The 18,390-nt window shown below is 47.4% G+C and carries 16 protein-coding genes; 3 read left to right on the top strand and 13 right to left on the bottom strand.

Going from position 1 to position 18,390, the window contains the following annotated elements; genetic code table 11:
* Positions 1–4 precede the first annotated feature (4 nt).
* The 8 genes from C0033_RS27275 to C0033_RS25750 are packed head-to-tail and all read right to left on the bottom strand — an operon-like array spanning position 5 to position 7,326.
* The gene (locus C0033_RS27275; protein ID WP_180994904.1) at positions 5–145 is read right to left on the bottom strand and encodes a hypothetical protein; all 141 of its coding nucleotides are present in this window, start codon (positions 143–145) and stop codon (positions 5–7) included.
* 1 nt (position 146) lies between these two features.
* Positions 147–1,751 carry a D-aminoacylase gene (locus C0033_RS25780; RefSeq protein ID WP_103230726.1) on the bottom strand — a complete coding sequence of 535 codons (1,605 nt, stop codon included), beginning with the start codon at positions 1,749–1,751 and terminating at the stop codon, positions 147–149.
* Between the two features lie 16 nt (positions 1,752–1,767).
* The gene (locus tag C0033_RS25775) at positions 1,768–2,853 is read right to left on the bottom strand and encodes an alanine racemase (RefSeq protein ID WP_207656895.1); all 1,086 of its coding nucleotides are present in this window, start codon (positions 2,851–2,853) and stop codon (positions 1,768–1,770) included.
* Entirely contained in the window at positions 2,850–4,325 is a 1,476-nt protein-coding gene (locus tag C0033_RS25770) for a tripartite tricarboxylate transporter permease (protein ID WP_103230725.1), read from the bottom strand. The genes C0033_RS25775 and C0033_RS25770 overlap by 4 nt, the downstream gene beginning before the upstream one ends.
* Positions 4,326–4,364: 39 nt before the next feature.
* Positions 4,365–4,808, bottom strand: coding sequence for a tripartite tricarboxylate transporter TctB family protein (locus tag C0033_RS25765; protein ID WP_180994903.1), 444 nt, complete (start codon positions 4,806–4,808; stop codon positions 4,365–4,367).
* Positions 4,809–4,825: 17 nt separating this feature from the next.
* Positions 4,826–5,947: a tripartite tricarboxylate transporter substrate binding protein gene (locus C0033_RS25760; protein WP_180994902.1), complete on the bottom strand. Its 1,122-nt coding sequence runs from the start codon at positions 5,945–5,947 to the stop codon at positions 4,826–4,828.
* 16 nt (positions 5,948–5,963) lie between these two features.
* A complete protein-coding gene (locus C0033_RS25755; protein ID WP_180994901.1) occupies positions 5,964–6,854 on the bottom strand; it encodes a dihydrodipicolinate synthase family protein in 891 nt (296 codons plus the stop codon).
* The gene (locus C0033_RS25750; protein WP_103230721.1) at positions 6,847–7,326 is read right to left on the bottom strand and encodes a RidA family protein; all 480 of its coding nucleotides are present in this window, start codon (positions 7,324–7,326) and stop codon (positions 6,847–6,849) included. Before C0033_RS25750 ends, C0033_RS25755 begins: the two co-directional genes overlap by 8 nt.
* Before the next feature lie 297 nt (positions 7,327–7,623).
* On the opposite strand from C0033_RS25750, the gene C0033_RS25745 reads away from it, so the two are divergent.
* Positions 7,624–8,400, top strand: coding sequence for an IclR family transcriptional regulator (locus C0033_RS25745; protein WP_103230720.1), 777 nt, complete (start codon positions 7,624–7,626; stop codon positions 8,398–8,400).
* A 111-nt stretch (positions 8,401–8,511) separates the two neighbouring features.
* On the opposite strand, the gene C0033_RS25740 is transcribed toward C0033_RS25745, so the two are convergent.
* The 5 genes from C0033_RS25740 to C0033_RS25715 form a co-directional block, all read right to left on the bottom strand.
* Positions 8,512–10,956: a hypothetical protein gene (locus tag C0033_RS25740; protein ID WP_103230719.1), complete on the bottom strand. Its 2,445-nt coding sequence runs from the start codon at positions 10,954–10,956 to the stop codon at positions 8,512–8,514.
* Between the two features lie 59 nt (positions 10,957–11,015).
* Positions 11,016–11,882, bottom strand: a complete 867-nt coding sequence (locus C0033_RS25735) for a carbohydrate ABC transporter permease (RefSeq protein ID WP_103230718.1) — start codon at positions 11,880–11,882, stop codon at positions 11,016–11,018.
* A 10-nt stretch (positions 11,883–11,892) separates the two neighbouring features.
* Complete coding sequence (locus C0033_RS25730) at positions 11,893–12,819, bottom strand: sugar ABC transporter permease (protein ID WP_103230728.1); 927 nt, start codon at positions 12,817–12,819, stop codon at positions 11,893–11,895.
* 114 nt (positions 12,820–12,933) lie between these two features.
* Positions 12,934–14,388 carry an extracellular solute-binding protein gene (locus C0033_RS25725; protein WP_103230717.1) on the bottom strand — a complete coding sequence of 485 codons (1,455 nt, stop codon included), beginning with the start codon at positions 14,386–14,388 and terminating at the stop codon, positions 12,934–12,936.
* A 286-nt stretch (positions 14,389–14,674) separates the two neighbouring features.
* Positions 14,675–15,772 carry a GGDEF domain-containing protein gene (locus C0033_RS25715; RefSeq protein WP_103230715.1) on the bottom strand — a complete coding sequence of 366 codons (1,098 nt, stop codon included), beginning with the start codon at positions 15,770–15,772 and terminating at the stop codon, positions 14,675–14,677.
* A 232-nt stretch (positions 15,773–16,004) separates the two neighbouring features.
* Between C0033_RS25715 and C0033_RS25710 the strand changes: the two genes are divergently transcribed.
* Together C0033_RS25710 and C0033_RS25705 are read left to right on the top strand one after the other, a co-directional pair.
* A complete protein-coding gene (locus tag C0033_RS25710) occupies positions 16,005–16,787 on the top strand; it encodes a LytTR family transcriptional regulator DNA-binding domain-containing protein (protein ID WP_103230714.1) in 783 nt (260 codons plus the stop codon).
* Between the two features lie 16 nt (positions 16,788–16,803).
* Positions 16,804–18,387 (top strand): response regulator, encoded by a 1,584-nt coding sequence (locus tag C0033_RS25705; RefSeq protein ID WP_103230713.1) that lies wholly within the window; start codon positions 16,804–16,806, stop codon positions 18,385–18,387.
* Positions 18,388–18,390: the final 3 nt, after the last annotated feature.

Genomic DNA, 18,390 nt, shown 5'->3' with positions numbered 1-18,390 from the left:
GGCCTTAGTTGTTCTTAGGGGCGAATCCCGAATCCGATCTGGCTGCATCTTCCTTCCCCGGCCCGGACGGCCCCTCCGACCTTCGTCTCCCGGCTCCGAATCCCGATTCCGGGCGTACCCTTTCGCCACCCCCGTTAAATAACAATTCAGTGTGACTTTAATATTCTTCCTCCGGTGTCCCCGCATCGTCTTCCGTCCCGTATTTCTAAAACCCCATTCACCATCAAATACCGAATCCCTTCCGAAAACATGCACGGCCTTTCATAATTCCCAGCCGCTTTCAGCCCCTCGGGCCCAATCACAGCCAAGTCAGCCCAAAATCCTTCCTTCACAGCGCCCCGCTCCGCCAAACCAAACCGTTTCGCCGCAGCCTCCGTCGTCTTATGTATCAGCTGCTCCGCAGACATCAGTCCGCCGTTTACATACCGTTCCCACAAAACAGGGAAGCTTCCATAATACCTGGGATGGGGCATCTGTCGGATCAGAGGTTTTGTCCCTCCCATCGCCAGCCCGTCCGTCCCATATAAGCACCGCTCATGCGAGGCGATCCGGTTCATATCCTCTTCCGTCGTCAGGAACATGACCATCTCCCCACGACCATTTTCATCAACCATCAGCCTGCAGGCCGCCTCGGATGGGGAACAATTCCAATCACGGGCTATTTCGGAAATCCGTCTGCCGATACACTCTTTATGCACGGCAACGCTGGTAATCATCAGGTTTTCTCCCTGATGTTCTCCGATAAATGTGCTCCATCCGGCCGTTCCTTCCTCCATCTGCCTGATGATCTCATTCCTCTCTTGGGGATCATTCAGCCGTCTCACCAGTTCAGCCATCCCTCCCTCGTGAAATGCCGGAGGAAATAAAAGGCCGAGGTAGGAACTACCTGCCGTATAAGGATAGAGATCAAAGGACAGATCGACGCCTTCTTCCACCGCATCATCGATGATCTTCAGCAATTCCCCGCTTCTTCCCATATTGTGCACCCCGGCGCATTTGAGATGGGAGATGTGGACTTTCGCTTTGCTGTTTCTGCCGATAGAAATCACTTCCTCTACCGCCTTAAAAAGCGTCGCCCGCTCCCCCCTGATGTGAAATGTGAAAATGCGGCCATATTTCGCAATGACCTTCGCAAGAGCTGTAAGTTCCTCCTCATCCCCGTAGAAATCAGGCGGATAACCTAAACCGGTTGAGATTCCGGCCGCCCCCGCTTTCAAATGCTCCTCCAATATACCGCACATCTGCTCCAGCTGGGCGGCGGACGCCCTTTTATTGTCATATCCCATCACCACCGCCCGTATGCTGCCATGCCCCACCAAGGGAAGCAGATTCACATTTGGCCCGGCAGTTTCCATCTTTTCCTTATAAGCTCCGAAATCCGCCCAATCCCACGGTACCTGTTCTACATCGATAAACGCCAATGACGCCCTTCTCTGTTTTAACCACTCCGTTTCCTGAATCAATGGAAATGGGGAAAATCCGCAGTTTCCGATCACCTCAGTCGTAATCCCCTGAAATATCTTGCTGCCCGGATTATTCTCATATAATAAAGAAATATCGGAATGGGAATGCACATCGATAAACCCGGGGCACAATACATTCCCCTTCAGCGGAATTATCTCGACCGCATCCTCTTTAATCTCAGAAGCGATTTTAACGATCCGCCCGTCTTCAACCGCCACATCCGCGATTCTGCCCTTTTGTCCCGTACCGTCGATCACAAATGCCTGCTGAAACAAATATTGGTACATAGTTTCCTGCCTTTCCTTAATAATTCTTTCCTCTCGCGTCCACGTGGATCACCTTTTCAAATTCTCCATTGCGGAATGCAAAATAATCATCATGAAGGTTGCCGATCACACAGGCGTGATTGGGAATAACATCCACCTGCTGCCCCACCGTAAATTTCACCTTTTCCTCATCAAACCTCAGATATCCGTGCTCCTCATTTAATTTATAAAGCTCCACTTCCGGGAATCCGTCCAGATAGCCAAATCCCTGTCCCGGCTTCGTATCCGAAGAAAGGGATTTGCTGCCAGCATCGATGGTTGCCAGCCCGGGCTTTGGCGTGCTGACAACCGTAGCTCTGATCTTCAGCGCACAGTCCTTTAACTCCGCCATATGTAAGTTCACCGCATTCATATCGTTAAACACACAGCTGCCCGCCCTGGATTCCGTAATCACCCCATGGTGCCGGGCATAGATAGATGTGGCGCTGCTGCCGCCGGAGACAATCTCCACCTTGTATCCGTTATCCTCCAACACTTTTTTCTTATGAGCAAACAACTCCGCTTCTTCTATTGCAAACGCTTCTAATTTTCCCGGCCCCTTCAGATCCGGCCTCAGCCCCACATAAGTGAAAATTCCTTTGAAATCCATCCAGGGCAATTGAGTTAGTTTTTCGGCAAATTCGATCAATTTATCATCTTCGAATATCCCGCCCCTTTGGTTCTGGGCTCCGATCTCTATGAGAACCTTGATCTTTTTTCCCAGCTTTCCGCCCAGCTCATTTAACTGGGCGGCGCTGATTTCATTGTCGGCAGTTACCGTGACATCCGCTATGTCCATCAACTTCCCTAAGCGTTCCATCTTGTCCCGGCCCACCAGCGGGTATGCAACCAGGATGTCCTTGATTCCCGCTTTCGCCATAACGGCAGCTTCCGAAATCTTGGCGCAGGTGATTCCCTTTGCCCCCATGCTCAGCTGCAGCCTGGCCAACTCCACGGATTTATGGGTTTTGATGTGGGGACGGTAGCTGATATTTTCCTGCCTCAGCCCCTGGGCCATGCGTTCAATGTTTCGTTCCACAATGTCCATATCCAGCCATGGATATGGCGTCGATAAATTTATCATTTGCTTTCCTTCCGGTTTTTAACCACAAACATGACAATCGTAATCACCACTAATATAATAAAGAAGAGACTGATCGGTTTCTGGAAGAAGATCAGACAGCTTCCTTTGGATAAAGCCAGCGCCCTTCTGCAGTTCTGCTCCGCCATAGGCCCCAGCACGATCCCCAAAAGCAGAGGGGTAACCGGCAGTTTCAGCTTTCCCGCCACATAGGCCAGCGCGCCGAAAACAAGGATAATCTTCACGTCAAACATGGAGTTATTCGCCACAAACACTCCCACCACACACAGCACGAACAAGACCGGTATCATGGCCTGCATGGGAATCCGGTTCACTTGGGCAAATAGTTTAACAAAATACCGTCCCTGAATATACATGAAGATATTGATCACCAGCAAAGAGATCATAATGCCGTAAATGAGATCCATGTTGTTTTTAAACAGCGTAGGCCCCGGCGTCAGTCCCTGCATCAAAAACGCTCCTACCAGAATCGCAGTAACCATATCTCCGGGAACGCCCAGGGAAAGCAGCGGAATGAGCGTAGATCCTGTCACGCCGTTGTTGCCCGCTTCAGAAGCCGCAATCCCTTCAATTGAGCCGCTGCCAAATTCCTCCGGATGTTTGGAAACGCGTTTCGCTTCATTATAAGAGATGAAGGATGCGATGGCCGCCCCTGTTCCGGGAATCGCCCCGATGATCGTTCCGATTCCGCTGGATTTGAGAATTGTAGCCATACACCGTTTCATATCTGCCAGGGTCAGCCGGTCTTCCTTGGAAGAAAGATCGGCGTCCACATCAATTTTTTCAATCCCTTTGGCCTTGTTAAACATCTCTGAAAGGGCGAACAGTCCGATCAAAGCCGGTATCATATCAATACCGCCTGCCAGATACAGATTGCCGAAGGTCAGCCTTTGGATTCCATCCATAGGGTCCATGCCGATCATGATTACAAACATGCCCAGACAGCCCATCAAAAGCCCTTTAAAGATGCTCTTCCCGCTCACCCCGGAGATGATGGACAAGCCGAAAATCGCCAGTGAAAAATACTCCGCAGGCCCAAATTTCAGAGCAATCTTAGATAAAAGCGGCGAAACAAAGATCAGCGTAAATGTGCTGACAATTCCTCCGATGCAGGAAGCCGTCAAAGCCATCATAAGCGCCTTTCTGGGCCTTCCTTTTTTCGCCAAGGCGAAGCCGTCCATAGCCGTGGCTGCGGATGCGGCCGTACCGGGCGTATTGATGAGAATCGCAGTGACCGATCCCCCGTAAGTGCCGCCGCAGTACATTCCCAAAAGCCATGACAAACTCACAATCGGCTCTAAATAAAATGTAAATGGCATAAACAGAACAATGGCAACGCCGCCCGACAGCCCCGGCAAAGCTCCGAATATAATACCTATCGCCACCCCAAGATTCATGAACAGTATATTCTGGACTGAAAAGGAAACAGTCAGCGCTTGAATAAATTGTTCCATATCATACCTCCTAAAGTTTTAAAGTATACCGTCTCCTCCTCAAGGCAGATACACCTTCAAAAAGATTCTGAATCCATAATAAATTGCAGCCACCAAAGCGACGCACACAATATAATAAACCGGCTTTTTAGATTTGAAAAACACCAGGATTGCGCAGACAAATAATGTGGATGACAGCACAAATCCCAACGGTTCGATCAAAAATATGTATACGGTCATGATTAAAAACATAAGCCCGACCCGTTTTAGTTCAAACGCGTCCACTTCAAAATAATCCTTTTTCTGCTTTTTCCTGTTTCGCAGCCATTCCTCCGCCAAAACCCCCAGGCTGGAGAGGATCATAATCACGGAAACTATATAGGGAAACAGTCTGGGGCCATAATCATTATGCCCTGCAGGAATTTGCGCAGGGATGATGAATAGAGCAGCCGTTCCTAAAACCAGAAAGAGTATTCCGGTACACAAATTAGTATTTATCTTCATATTCTTCTCCATTTAGGCTAATTCTGGCTCAGCCCCAGTTCATCCAGCAGCTTGCCGGTCTGTTCAACGTTGTTCATCAGCTTTTCTTCCACGTCCTTCGGCGTGTTATGATCCATCATCTCCGATCCGCCCTCTTCCAGAAGATTTTTGACCTCCGGGTCAGAAAGAATCTTATTAAATCCGTCGTACAGATAATCGATGATCTCGTCCGGTGTATCCTTAGGAGCCGCTATGAATTTCCAAACCTCAAAATCGAAATTATATCCCATCTCCTTGGCCGTAGGCACATCGGGATACTGGGAAATGCGCTCGTTAGAGAATACCAGCAGCGGAACAAATGTATCCGCATCCTCATACGACATGATGTTAACCGGATGCAGGGAACCAAACTGAACATGATTTCCCATCATAGCCGCCAAAAGCTCGCCGCCGCCGGTATAATTGATCCCGTTCACATCCGCGCCTAACTCACCGAACAGCGCATAATTGGCCACCTGATGAAGAGAGCCTGTGCCTGTAAAACCAAAGTTAACGGTATTGTTCTTCGCATACTCTTCAAATTCTTCAAATGTCTTGATTCCTGTCTGGGTTGTGGTCACCAGCATAATCGGGTCCACTGTGGTTCCGATAATCGGCTTAAAATCCTCCGCCTTATACGTTACGCTGTTCATCTTAGGCTGAGTAGAAAATACCCCGATAGCTTCGAAAATAACGCTGTATCCGTCGCCCTTTTCTTTCAAAAATTCCGTAGTGGCGATGGTTCCGCCTGCTCCGCCCCGGTTTACAATATTGAGCGGCTGTCCTAAGTATTTTTCCGCTCCGGTTGCCATCGTTCTGACAAATACATCCGTACCGCCACCCGCATCCCACGGAACGATGATCTTAATCGGCTTTTTCGGATATCCGTCCGGCAGTGCCTTTTCTTCTTTTGCAGCTTCGCTCATCGCAGTTGTCTCTTCCTTTTTTGTCTGCTCTTCTTTTGTCTGCTCTTCTTTTGTCTGCTCTTCTTTTTTCTGTTCTGCTTTTGTTTCAGCAGGCGCAGGCGCCTGAGTTGGTGCCGGTGCCGGTTTCGAACCGCATCCTGATATTAAAACTGCCGATACCGCCAAAGCCATACATAACATACTTGATTTTTTCATCATTTTCCTCCTGCTTTTATTGAATAATTTCCATGTACTTTTCCTTTAATAACATACATTCATTTTCTGAAAGCACCGGGTCAAATCCGGCCGTATAGGGGCGGCAGAAGCCGAGCGCCGACAAAAGCCCCTTTAAATTCACATTAATTGACATATTCTTATAGGCAAACAGCCCGGTGATCTTGCTGATCCTGATCTGCAGATCTATGGCCTTTTGGACTTTTCCTTCCTTTAAATAGCGGTGGATGTCCAAATCCAGTTTTGGATCCAAATTGGGAATCGGTGACATGGAGCCCGCCGCTCCCATCTGCAGGGATGCGCAGATAAGCGGCGCCCTTCCCACAAATACGCTGAAATCATTTTCCTTCGTTTCATGAACCACTCGCTGAAATGTGATGTGATTGCCGCTGCTGTCCTTCAGCCCCACGATATTCTCATGGGCGCTCAAATCCGTCAGAGTCTGAACCCCAACGTTATTCTTGGTCACTGACGGGATATTATAGATCATCGTGGGCAGCTGGGAATATTCCGCCAGGCGCACAAAATAATCTTTCAGCGCTTCCTGTGTTTCATCAAAATACATGGGCGGAATGTTGAGCACGTAATCCGCATGATGTCTGCCGGCGGTTTTAATATTCTCCTTCACCGTCTGCACAGACGCGGCTCCGGTAGAGACAATTAAAATCCCCTTATCCAGTGTTTCATCCCTGGCAGTCTCCACCGCCTGTTCATAGGTTTTCCGGTCTACGACAACCCCTTCACCGCAGGACCCCAGAATCATCACTCCCCGGCAGCCCGAATCGAGTGCTCTTTTTATCAGTCCGCGAAAACTCCCTTCATCTAAAGAACCGTCTTCATTAAGCGGTGTTATCATAGCCGGAATACTTCCTCTTAATCGTTTATTCATCGATATGCCCATCCCCCTTTATCTCTGCAATCAGTTCCACTTCCACGCTTATATTGCCAGGAAGAACTGCCATTCCAAGGGCGCTGCGGCTGTGTTTCCCCGCCTCTCCGAATATCTCTTCCATCAGATCCGACGCCCCGTTGATCACGGCCGCCTGTTTTGTAAATTCAGGATCGCTGGCCACAAATCCCTTTAAATGAACGATCCGCTCCACCCGTTCCAATGTCCCCAGATAATTTCTGAGCTGGGCCAGCAGATTCAAACCGCAGATTCTCGCCGCCTGGTAGCCTTCCTCCTCCGACACCTCTTTCCCCAGCTTTCCAAGAAATCTGCGCTCTCCCTGATACATGGTCCCCTGGCCTGACAGAAACAACAGATTCCCCGTCCGCACACACGGAACATAGGACGCCGCCGGTACAGGCGCTTTTGGAAGCTCAATTCCCAACTCAGTCAGCCGTTCTTCCGCACTCATCTTACCCCTCCTTTTGTTCGAATAATCGAATTGCCATCAATTCGAATATCCGAACTTTTATTCTTATATACAAACTTTAATTTGATAATATCACACTTATTTTCCCTTGTCAATAAAATACATCATTGTTTTTTATCTGTTTTGCTCATGATTTCTTTTTATTATTTCTATTTTTTGTAGTTTTTTCACAATCTTCTTTCTCTGTATTTGACATCAAGGCAAAAACATGTTATGTTTTAATTGTTCGTTATTACGAACTTTTTTACAATTACAAATTGGCCGTAAAGGAGTTTTCATATGTTGGATAAAGAATTACATCGTCCTACCCTTCGTGTCTTAAAGATTTTGGAAGCCGTGGCTTATAATAAACAGGGATACACGTTAACTGAGATGGCAGATTTTATAGGCGCGCCCAAAAGCAGCATTTTTCCGGTGCTTCACACGTTAGTGGATCAGAAGTATCTGTATTACAACCGCCAGAGCATGCGTTATTTTATTGGAATGAAGGCTTATGAAGTGGGACAGACTTATGCCAAGCAGTCAGATGTGCTGAAAGACATTTCAGAAATTATTTTAAATATGGTTAATGTATGCGGAGAGACCTCTCATTTTGCCGTTTTGGACGGCGGGAATATCTTCTACCTGATCACCCATGATTCCCCTGAAAGAGTCAGGATCTTCACCACGGTAGGCGCGAGAATGCCGGCCTATGCCACCAGCCTGGGAAAAGCTCTCCTTCTCGATCACTCCTTAGATCAGCTGAAAAGCCTCTATCCCGACCAGCTTCCGCCGCTGACTTCACAGACGGTTTCTACTGTTCCCGAGTTATACCGCCAGCTTCAGGAATTTCAGGTCTCCCAAGTCACATTTGAGCAAGGGGAATCCAATGCAAACATCTCCTGTTTCGCAGTCCCCATACGCAAAAACGGCGCAATTATAGCGGCTCTGAGCATATCGGTCCTGCAGTCGCATTTTACGGATGAGAAGGCGGAATTGTTGAAAGCCCTTTTGAAAAATGCTAAGAATAAGATTGAAAATCTGGTTCGGAATGTGGATGTGAATTTTATCAAATAGACAGTTATGCACGTTCATAGATACCCGCCACAAAAGAAGGAACCAGGAAGTGCTGCCGCACTTCCTGGTTCCTTCTTTTGCGCGCATCCAAATGCCGCGCAAACCGCATATTTAAATATACTGGGTCACATCTTCCCGTTTTTCATAAGCGATCCGCAGTTCTCCTGCCTTCAGCTCTTTCTTCGCCTTATCATATACCGGCTCATTCTTCCTGCACCAGTCTTCAAACGCCTCCAAATCCGGGTAATCGCTCTTTCCCGCTCCGATACAGCAGTAAGCGATCTCATCCCCATAGCTTCTGTACTCACAGTCGAATACCTGATCCTGATGGACTTTCATCGGCTCACTGCACCAGAGAGCCAGATATCCGCCGTCCTTTTGTCCGAACAGCCAATGCTCCTTTGCTTCCGAACGGTCGAATTTCACGCCCGGCCAGAACGCATGGGTGAAATGGATCGGGTGTTCCTCAGGAATCACATAGATCGCTCCCAGCACGCCTTTTTCCTGGCGGATCGCCGGCATCACGCCGTTGCCGAACCAATATCCGGGGCGCATCTGGCTGGAATCGCAGGTACCGCCCGGATGGTTTGTAAACACCTGGGCCTGACCGTCTAAAGCCGCGCTCCACATATGCTGCTGATATCCATAGACGCCCGGTTCAAAGCAGGTGGTTCCGTGGAACCGTTCATTCAGGGATTTTGTATATTCATGGGTCTTTTTATCCACCGGTTCCGTCTCTTCGATTAAGGTCAGATTAGTCCACCTCTTAAATCCGTCGTCCAATCTTGGGGACTGTACGGAGGTCATGCAGAAATCATCATTCTTTTCCAGCCGTATCATGGCATTTCCAGTCTCATATTCCGTGGAAACGCCTTCTCTCATCTTTTCGATTAATCCGTCCGGAATCTTATATTTGCTTGTGGCGTAAAATGCCAGCCATCCCTCGCCGTAAGAATAAGGCACCTCTGGATTTACCAGATTCATAAGCGCCTGGGCTCCCTGAAGGAATGGATAGATAACCTGGCGGTACACCCGTCCCATAGGAGCGATGATAGAGCCTTTATAGGTATGCATTGCCAGCATGCCCAGCAGACGGTCCGTCACCTTTGCCGCTCTGGCGGAAATCCCTTCCGTGGTGTAATCGATGGCATTTAACAGACCTGCAAATGTGACGCACATATAGACCGTGCTCAAAAATTCCTCAAATCCGTGGGTTTCTACATCGTCCAGCCACTGTTCCACCCGTTTTTTACCGGTTTCATACAGTTCCTTACCGGTCATATGGGCGCGGGTGAAATATTCGTCCGGATAAAGTTCTCCCGCATTCATGGCCGATACGTAAAACATCAGAGAATGGTTTTCACTCCAGAAGCACATGGCGTCCGAGCCTTCCTGATCCATCCAGAAGCGGTAATGGAGCAGAACGTCCTTCACCCGCTCCTTTAATTCTTCGTCCAGCTCATAATTTTTCAGGTAGCGGACAAGGCCGCACACCAGGAAATCCGAGCAGTCAAAGCGCTTTTCAATCTGAGATAAGGTTTCCAAAAACAGCTCCCTGTCTTTTGGAGTTGTAAGCCCAGTCACCTTTCTTGCTAATATATTAGAGATGGAAAAACCGAACTTTCCGCCCCTGCTCAGCGATTCCACAGCGGCCGTCCGCTTAAAGATCACCTGCTTATTCTTTTCAAAATCCAGCTCCACCGGATTCTTAGGAAGTATCTGTCCGATATCCTCCATCTGGCGGCTCAGTTTCTGTCCGTTTACCGTACATTCCACGACGATATACGGACGGCCTTCCTCCAGTTTTTCGCTGGAAATGCCGCTGATGTCGTGACGGACCACCTTTGTCTTAACCTCTCCGAAATCAGGGCTTAACGAATCATAGCCCAAAGTGGTTCCCTTTGGAGCCGGGCCGTTAAAATGAACGCTTCCGTCCTTTATTACCGCAGAGGACAGCCAGTCCGCACAGGCATCCACGTCGTCCGTATGACCGGAATCCGGCAGAGAGACAGTGATGCGGTCTCTATTTTCCAGAATCTGAATGCCGAATAAGGTTCTGGTATCCCGGACGCCCAGGGTCTGAAGCCTGATATAGAGCTGGTTCACGCCCTTTTTCAGTTTCAGAGTCACCTCCTGCTTTCTGATTGGTTTATAAACAGGCGGCACCATGCTGCACACATGGGCGTCATTGCACCATATATCCACGGAAGAATAAGACCAAACCACCGCTTTTACGTCCATATCCTCCTGAGCTGTCAGCTGAGTACAGGCATCCATTGCCACTTTCGTTAAAACGGAATAAAATGTGCTCAAATCCACAAACCAGTTTTCATAATTATAATAATACTTCCACGGAAGCCCCAGACTGCTGTTTTCTCCCAGCTTAACATCTCCGTCCGGCTTCTTATCCTGTTTTTCCGTGATGATGGAACGAAGATATTTTTCATAGCGGAGCTGGTTGTCATCAACTGTATTATCCTTAAAATCTTCCTCTTTCAGACCTGAGATCAGGTACCTCATGATAAAACCTTCTGAATTTAATTGACTTGTCTTCATACATTCCTCTTATTCCGCCGCATCCGCGGCTTCTTAATTAATTATGGACGGCGCGCTTATTATCCCTTAACTGCTCCGGCTGTCATACCGCTCATAAACTGTTTGCTGGTAAAGATGTAGATTACAACAATCGGGATGATGGAAATGGTGGCTCCGGCGAACATCAGGTTCCAGGCCGCGGTTCCGTCTCCGCTGTTCTTTAACATGGTAACTCCGACGGTCAGAGGGCGCATCTTTTCATTGGACATGGTAAATACCAACGGCATGATGTACTCATTCCAGCCTGCGCGGAAGGATAACAGTCCGGTTGTTGCCAGTATCGGCTTTAACAGCGGCAGAATTACTTTATAATAGATCTGGAAAAATGTACAGCCGTCGATCTTGGCCGCATCATCCAGCTCTTTGGAAATCGTGTTCATAAATCCTCTTACCAGGAAGATATAGGTAGCCTGGCCGGTACCTGCCGCTATCAGGATAACGCTGATTAAGGAAGTGTTCATCTTCACCTTAACGGCCAGTTCGAACAGAGGTCTTAACGTAACGCTGCCCACATTGACAAACATAAATGCAACGAAAAGGCTGTAAAGAAGCTCTTTTCCCCTGAAATTCTTTCTGGCAAATACATAGCCCGCCATGCTGGTGGCGATCAATGTCACAACCATAACGCCCACACTGATCATTATACTGTTAAATGTATATCTTGCAAAGTTGGCTTTGTGCCATGCTTCTTTGTAGTTATCGAGAATAAATTTTTCAGGAAGCAGTTTCGTACCACCCCTGAGCAGTTCCGCATTTTCCTTAAACGATCCGAATACGATATAAATCAGCGGATACAAGGTGAGCGCCGCGATGAGGATCAGAAATAAAACCAGCAGCGCGCGGACAATTTTAGTTTGTGTTGAATATACGGTATGACTTTTTTCCATAACGCCCCTCCTAAATCACATCATCAAGTTTTCTGGCTACAAACATGTAAACGGCGGTAATAATACCAATTATCAATGCCGCCACGATACTCAGCATGGTCGCATATCCGATCTGCGGCGTGGTGCTGGAACCGAAGATCAATTTGTATATGTAAGAGAACATAACATGAGAACGGTTATTCGGTCCGCCGTCCGTCAATACCAGGATGGACTGATAATCTTTAAATGCATTGGTGATAGCAAGCATAAGAATTACTTTCAATACCGGGCTCAGCATCGGAAGAGTGATTCCGAAAAATGTCTGCACTCCGTTTGCTCCGTCAATCTTGCTGCTCTCATATATCTCCTCAGGAATACTTGTCATTCCTGAAATAAACAAAATCATATAGTTACCAAAACCGCCCCAGACGGCCACGATAACAATGGAAATCATAACTATGCTGGCGCTTCCAAGCCAGTCGATCGGAGCGCTGATCACGCCGATTTTTTGAAGGGAAGCATTTAAAACACCGTTGTAAACTGCAAAAATAAATCCAAAAATCAAGCTGTAGATGGCCGCACTGATAACAGTAGGCATAAAATAAATTCCACGGAAAATTCCGGTTCCCGTCAGTTTCTGGTTCAAAAGAACGGCCAGAAGCAGGGATAACGGAACAATAATAATCAATTTCATTCCCGCATACTCAAATGTATGAAGTACGCTTCTCCAGAACGTTTCATCGCTCAGCATACGCATAAAGTTTCTGGAACCTGTAAAATAGGCTTTAAATCCGTTGTAATCATAACATACATAACGGAACAGCCAGAAAAACGGATAAACGGACATCGTAATCAGCAGGAAGACGGAGGGAAGCATCATAAAGAATGCGGCAAAATCCCCTCTGTTCCTTGCCTTCGCAACCTTTTCCGAAAAACTGAGTTTACTTTTATTTTCCATACTTACCTCACAATCCGCCGCCGTTGCGGCAAAGTAAAGGTGCTGCAAGACTTATGCCAGTCAATTTGCAGCACCTCCTGCACTACTCACTTTTTATTACATTTACACCATTAATTATTCAGTGTATTCGATGGTTCCTTCACCGGGATGAAGAGGATCGAAATCTTTGATAACAACACGTTTGATCTTGCCTAATTTAATATCATTTTCAAGAGCGTCGTTATAGCGTTTGTTCAGATCTGCGATTGCATCGTCTGCGCTGATATCGCCCATGATTGCTCTCCAGATAACTGTGCCGTAGTCGTCGCCTTCCAGAGAAATTGCCGGAACTGCAGGATAAACGCTTTCATAATCGGTTAACTGGAAGTCAGCAAGACGTCCTGTTTTTGTTTTGTCGATTGTCTTGTCCATATAGGTAGAGATTGGAAGGTATAAACCTGCTTCCAGATATCCCTTTAAGAACTCTTCGCTGCTGAAGTATTTGATAACTTCCCAAGCTTTTTCTTTGTTTTTGCTGGAAGAGAACATCATATAGCCCTTCTGAGGCTGAATGGTCTGTGCGCCCTTTCTTGTTCCGTCAAGAGAAGGAACTTCTGCAACGCCCCACTCGAATTTGTCGATCGGGAACTGAGATGTAAATACGCCTGCTTCCTGAGATGCGTTGCCCCAAATACCGAAGGTTCCCTCTACGAACTGAGCTCTCATGGCATCTACGCCCTGTGTGGTTGAACCCGGGAATACGCTTCCGTTCTGGAAGAATTTGTTGGCTGTTTCGATAACCGGTTTGTAGCCATCAAAGTTAAATGTACCTGTCTTATAGTCATAACGGTAGATTCCGCTGGTTTCAGCAGTACCTTCCAGCCACCTGTTAAATGGAACAGCAGAAGTAAATCCTACGCCGTAAGAAACTCCGTTGCCGTCTTTTGTAATCTTGTCAGCCAGCTCCACAACGCCATCTAATGTATCTGGGAATTCTGTGTAGCCCGCTTTTTCAACTAACTCTTTATTGTATTCAATTCTGGTACCGCTTCTCATACCGGTCGGAATCCAGTAAACATTGCCGTCGATCATGTTGATTCCTTCGAACTGAAGGGTGCTGGCCTCTGTCACTTTCTCAAATTCCGGATCTGTTATGTAATCGTTTAACGGATCAATGATTCCCGCTTCCACGAATGTCTTTAAGTCGAAACCGCTTGTCGCTCCGCCGATTCCTGCGATATCAGGAGCAGTTCCTGAAGAATATGCAAGAGCCATCATGTTAGGATAGTCGTCTGTGATTACATTTAAAGAAATCTCGATTCCTTTATCGTTATTCGCATTGAATTCTTCAATCTTGGATTCCACATATTCAGAATCATGACGGTCCATTGTCCATACGGTGATCACTGTCTTTTCGCCGGACTCCTCTTTTTTAGCTTCTGTTGTCTGGGCCTTTTCCCCGCTTTGTTCAGCTCCTGTACTCCCCTGTGCCGGTGCTGCTGTTGTGGCTTTATCGGCTCCGCCGCCGCAGCCTGCCAATGAAACAGCCATAGCTCCTGCCAGCATCATACTTACAATTTTTTTCTTCATACCTTTCCTCCTTGTATTAAAGCTTTGTTTGCTTGATGAATTAACTTTACCATGATTTTTAGTAATAAATAATGACACTTTTCAATACAAATGTTGCATTTTCCATTAATATGCATAATTTCATCTAATCCAAACGCATACCAGTGGTATACTTTCACCAAATACCAAATCTGTCTTTTGATGACAGCGATAATGACGAACGCCAAAAAACAGGGACTTTCCGCCCTTTGGGGAAGAAAATTCCTGTTTTTATCAGATTCAAAGAGAGATCAGAAAAATTAATTCTTCATCCATTCTTCAATTCCGACGGATGGAATCCGGCAGCCGTGGGCTGCAGAGGATAAAAGCTGAAAGATAAAACCAGATCCTCCCTGTCTGGAACCCGTATCCGGAAAGAATTTTGTATACGGGCTGTAACAACGCTCATATTCTCCCGGGCAGCGCCCGGAAGCATGGCAAGAAATTGGCAGCTGCTGTATTGGGTATAGATATCGCTGGCACGCAGAGAGCCGCAAAGACTTTCCCTGAGTTTTTCCATCAAAAATTCCCGGTCATCCAGGGCAACAAACGTGCCGCACTGGTCGGTCAGGGACAGCAGAATCATATGAACCCTTAATCCGGTCCTCTCCAGTCCCCGTTCCAGAAAACGGTAAATAGCTATGAACGTATTGTAATCCTGGCAGTATGCTCCCTTTACAGGATTACTCTCCCTGATCTGACAGCCGATATAGTTAATATCGCTTGAAGCAGCCGGGTGAACTCTCCTGGACCCGCTGTCGGCGCCGCACGCCTTCATGTCGGGCTTATAGAAATGCAGAGACTTTCTCCAATCACTCTTTCCAAACCTCATAGCGGTGTCCGCCCGCTCGTACAGCGTATGAAAACTATCACCCTCCCGCAAAAATTCCGCGCCAACTGTAATGCGGATCTGGCCGCCAATCCCCAGCCGTCGGCCCATCTGGGCAAACCGGTCATTCAGATGCTCCACTTTGCTCTCCACCATGTTCTCATTATGCGCGCCCGGCAGAAACACCGCAAATTCGTCACCGCCCATGCGCCCAAGCAGGTCTTTCTTAAAAAAACACTGCTTCATGATATTGGCCAGCTCCATCAAAGTCCGGTCTCCGGCCAAATGGCCATACTTATCGTTTATGTACTTAAATTCGTCCACATCCATCATTAAGAACACTCCGGAATCATAATGTTTAAGCATCTCATCTACCTGAGTTTCAATAGCTCTCCTGTTCAATAATCCGGTTAAAGCGTCCTGCTGTGCCAATTTGTTCAGCCGCGCATTCTCTGACTTCAGTATTTTAATTTCTTCTATCGTTCCAGTTCCTTCTACCAGGCTCTTATTGCCGCATCTTTCCTGTTTTTCATCCATGAATAATTCCTCCTTTTTGATAATGCCGCACAAGCAAGCCTAAAGATGCAGCATCATCTAATCATTTCATGAAGAACTGCTGTTATTAACATTATTTTATCTCTTTTCCACCTGTAAAGCAATAAATATCGCAAACAGCAATTTTTATTCGCAAAAAGGAAAATGTTCAATTGCAGGACACCAGGATATCAGTTATAATGGAGTCATCAGTTTAGACAAACGGGGGAATATTATGAAATACCGCCATTATACAAACCAGGAGGTTCTGAAAAAAACCCGCGAGGCCATTCATATGTTCATACGCAAACAGATTCGTCCGTTCACAGAACTGCTGGATGATAATTTCGTATGGATCGGAGACTTTGAACCACTTTATATGCAGGGAATCCAGGCCTTTTTGGAAAGCGTAAAAGAGGAGATTCAGGAGCTGCCTGTGAACATAACCGAAGAAGAATATGCGCTTCTGTCTCACGAACACCATATGTGGGTCACTTACGGGCGCTTTACGGCAGACGCTTCCGGGCTGACTTCCAGGATACATTTTACATTCGTATGGAAGCAGACCGGCGACAATCTCCGCCTTCTCCATGCCAATGCCAACCACGCCAGGAAGATGCCTCCGGACACCGCCCAGTCCAAGATATTTGAACAGCCGCTCCTGGAGAACCAGCTTCCTTATCCGGAAGGAGCCAGGAAACTGGCGCTGCGTGATTTATCCGGCTGCATCCATTATCTGCTGACAGATGACGTTCTGTTCATAAAAGCCGATAACAAGATCTGCGGGATCACCACAAAAAACGGCGTTTTTTCCTGCCGCATGCCTTTAAGAGAACTGGCACGGCCGCCCTTCGTCCAAATCCATAAGAGTTATCTGGTAAACCCCGCGTACATCCGCCGGATATGCCGCTACCAGGCATCACTGCCAAACGGGATACTTCTGCCCATAGGGAAATACTGGTATATGGACTTAAAACAGCGCCTGACGGAAAGTGATAAGGCGCAATATCCACAATAAAGAGGAGGACATCACTATGAACAACGGACAATTGATCCGCGTCGTGATCGCAGATGACGAGTCTTCGATCAGAAACGGTTTGAATACGGCAGTTCCCTGGGAGACGTTAAACATGTCGGTCATTGGCATCGCAAAAGACGGAATGGAAGCCTGGGAATTGATTCATACATATAAACCGGCCATCGCCGTCACCGATATACGGATGCCCAGGCTCAGCGGTCTGGATCTGATTAAAAAATGCAGGGAAGAAAATCTTCCCACCAAATTCATCATTTTAAGCGGTTTTGACGATTTTTCCTATGCTCAGACGGCAATCCGCTACGGAGCCCGCGCTTACATCCTGAAACCCTTAAAGATCGATGAATTGACCGCGGAACTGGAAGGGTTAAGAGACGAGATTCTGGAAGAGAGAGACAACAGCTCCATGCTGGATCTGACGGATTACCAGTCGCTTCGAACTTCTTCCAAAAAACTGTTTTTAAACCAGCTGATACAAAACGAATTCCGCCACAGCAGCGACATCATCCAAAAACTGCAGGAGCTCCACCTGCCGCTGACGGATTCCCCCTATCAGATTCTGGTATTTTCCATTCAGCAGAGGGCGGAACAGGCAGTCCCTGATATCACTTCCGAAATCCAGGAGATCATCAGTGAAGACGCAGGAGCTTTACGGTATGCGGTTTGGGAGTTAAATCCCACCCAGGTCATCCTGTTCGTGCATACAGACGACGGTCCGGAACCGGACACAGTATCAAAACTGGCAGGCGCCTGCCTGGAACATTTCAAACGCTTAAACGGTTACCGGATCACCATCGGCATCGGTTCGAAAGAGAATGAGCTGATAAACGCCTACCGTTCCTACGGCAATGCGCTCACGGCTCTTTCCTATCAGATTTATGAAGGAGAACAGGATATTTACGACGAGTCGGTGATCTGCAACCTGCCGCCCACCATATCCACCAACAGCATTGACAACAGCGAGTTAATCAGCGCCATCCGCCGCAACGATACGGACAATATCCGGTCCTACTGCCGGAATTATTTTAATTCCCTGCTCTATGTGCCCATGCCGCCGCCCAGTTTTATCAGGGGAATGAGCATTTACCTGATAACGGATGTTCAGAATACCCTGCGCAAACAGGTGCAGAGCGATATCAATCTGTTTACGGAGCTTCCCTATGTAACCATCAACCAGATGTCCACCCTCCGCCAGATTGAACAGTGGACAACCGATCTGTTTTCCCAGTATTCGGAGCTGATCGGCCAATACCTTCAAGACCGGAAGGACAGCATAATCCTGGATGCCAAACAGTTCATTCAGGACAACATGGATAAAAAAATACAGGCGGAAGATGTGGCCGCCCATGTGAACCTGAGCACCTCTTACTTCACCATCTATTTCAAAGCGAAAACGGGAACGAATTTCAGGGACTACGTTCTCAACGTGAAGATGGAACATGCAAAATACCTTCTGGAATCAGGCCAGGCAAATATCAGCGAAATATCCTATGCGGTGGGATACGACGACTACCGTTCCTTTTACCGGGCATTTAAAAATCACACGGGAATGACGCCGTCCGAGTACCAGACCAAGCATTGAGAT

Source organism: Clostridium sp. chh4-2 (assembly GCF_002899675.1).
Lineage (GTDB): Bacteria > Bacillota > Clostridia > Lachnospirales > Lachnospiraceae > CHH4-2.
This window is presented reverse-complemented; position numbering and strand designations above follow the sequence as displayed.

Bases quoted from the DNA above. Each gene is read 5' to 3' on its own strand.
- C0033_RS25705 (WP_103230713.1), top strand. From the start codon at position 16,804: ATGAACAACGGACAATTGATCCGCGTCGTGATCGCAGATGACGAGTCT.
- C0033_RS25740 (WP_103230719.1), bottom strand. From the start codon at position 10,956: ATGAAGACAAGTCAATTAAATTCAGAAGGTTTTATCATGAGGTACCTG.
- C0033_RS25715 (WP_103230715.1), bottom strand. From the start codon at position 15,772: ATGGATGAAAAACAGGAAAGATGCGGCAATAAGAGCCTGGTAGAAGGA.
- C0033_RS25775 (WP_207656895.1), bottom strand. From the start codon at position 2,853: ATGATAAATTTATCGACGCCATATCCATGGCTGGATATGGACATTGTG.
- C0033_RS25745 (WP_103230720.1), top strand. From the start codon at position 7,624: ATGTTGGATAAAGAATTACATCGTCCTACCCTTCGTGTCTTAAAGATT.
- C0033_RS25730 (WP_103230728.1), bottom strand. From the start codon at position 12,819: ATGGAAAATAAAAGTAAACTCAGTTTTTCGGAAAAGGTTGCGAAGGCA.
- C0033_RS25765 (WP_180994903.1), bottom strand. From the start codon at position 4,808: ATGAAGATAAATACTAATTTGTGTACCGGAATACTCTTTCTGGTTTTA.
- C0033_RS25760 (WP_180994902.1), bottom strand. From the start codon at position 5,947: ATGAAAAAATCAAGTATGTTATGTATGGCTTTGGCGGTATCGGCAGTT.
- C0033_RS25755 (WP_180994901.1), bottom strand. From the start codon at position 6,854: ATGAATAAACGATTAAGAGGAAGTATTCCGGCTATGATAACACCGCTT.
- C0033_RS25710 (WP_103230714.1), top strand. From the start codon at position 16,005: ATGAAATACCGCCATTATACAAACCAGGAGGTTCTGAAAAAAACCCGC.
- C0033_RS25780 (WP_103230726.1), bottom strand. From the start codon at position 1,751: ATGTACCAATATTTGTTTCAGCAGGCATTTGTGATCGACGGTACGGGA.
- C0033_RS25725 (WP_103230717.1), bottom strand. From the start codon at position 14,388: ATGAAGAAAAAAATTGTAAGTATGATGCTGGCAGGAGCTATGGCTGTT.
- C0033_RS25770 (WP_103230725.1), bottom strand. From the start codon at position 4,325: ATGGAACAATTTATTCAAGCGCTGACTGTTTCCTTTTCAGTCCAGAAT.
- C0033_RS25735 (WP_103230718.1), bottom strand. From the start codon at position 11,882: ATGGAAAAAAGTCATACCGTATATTCAACACAAACTAAAATTGTCCGC.
- C0033_RS25750 (WP_103230721.1), bottom strand. From the start codon at position 7,326: ATGAGTGCGGAAGAACGGCTGACTGAGTTGGGAATTGAGCTTCCAAAA.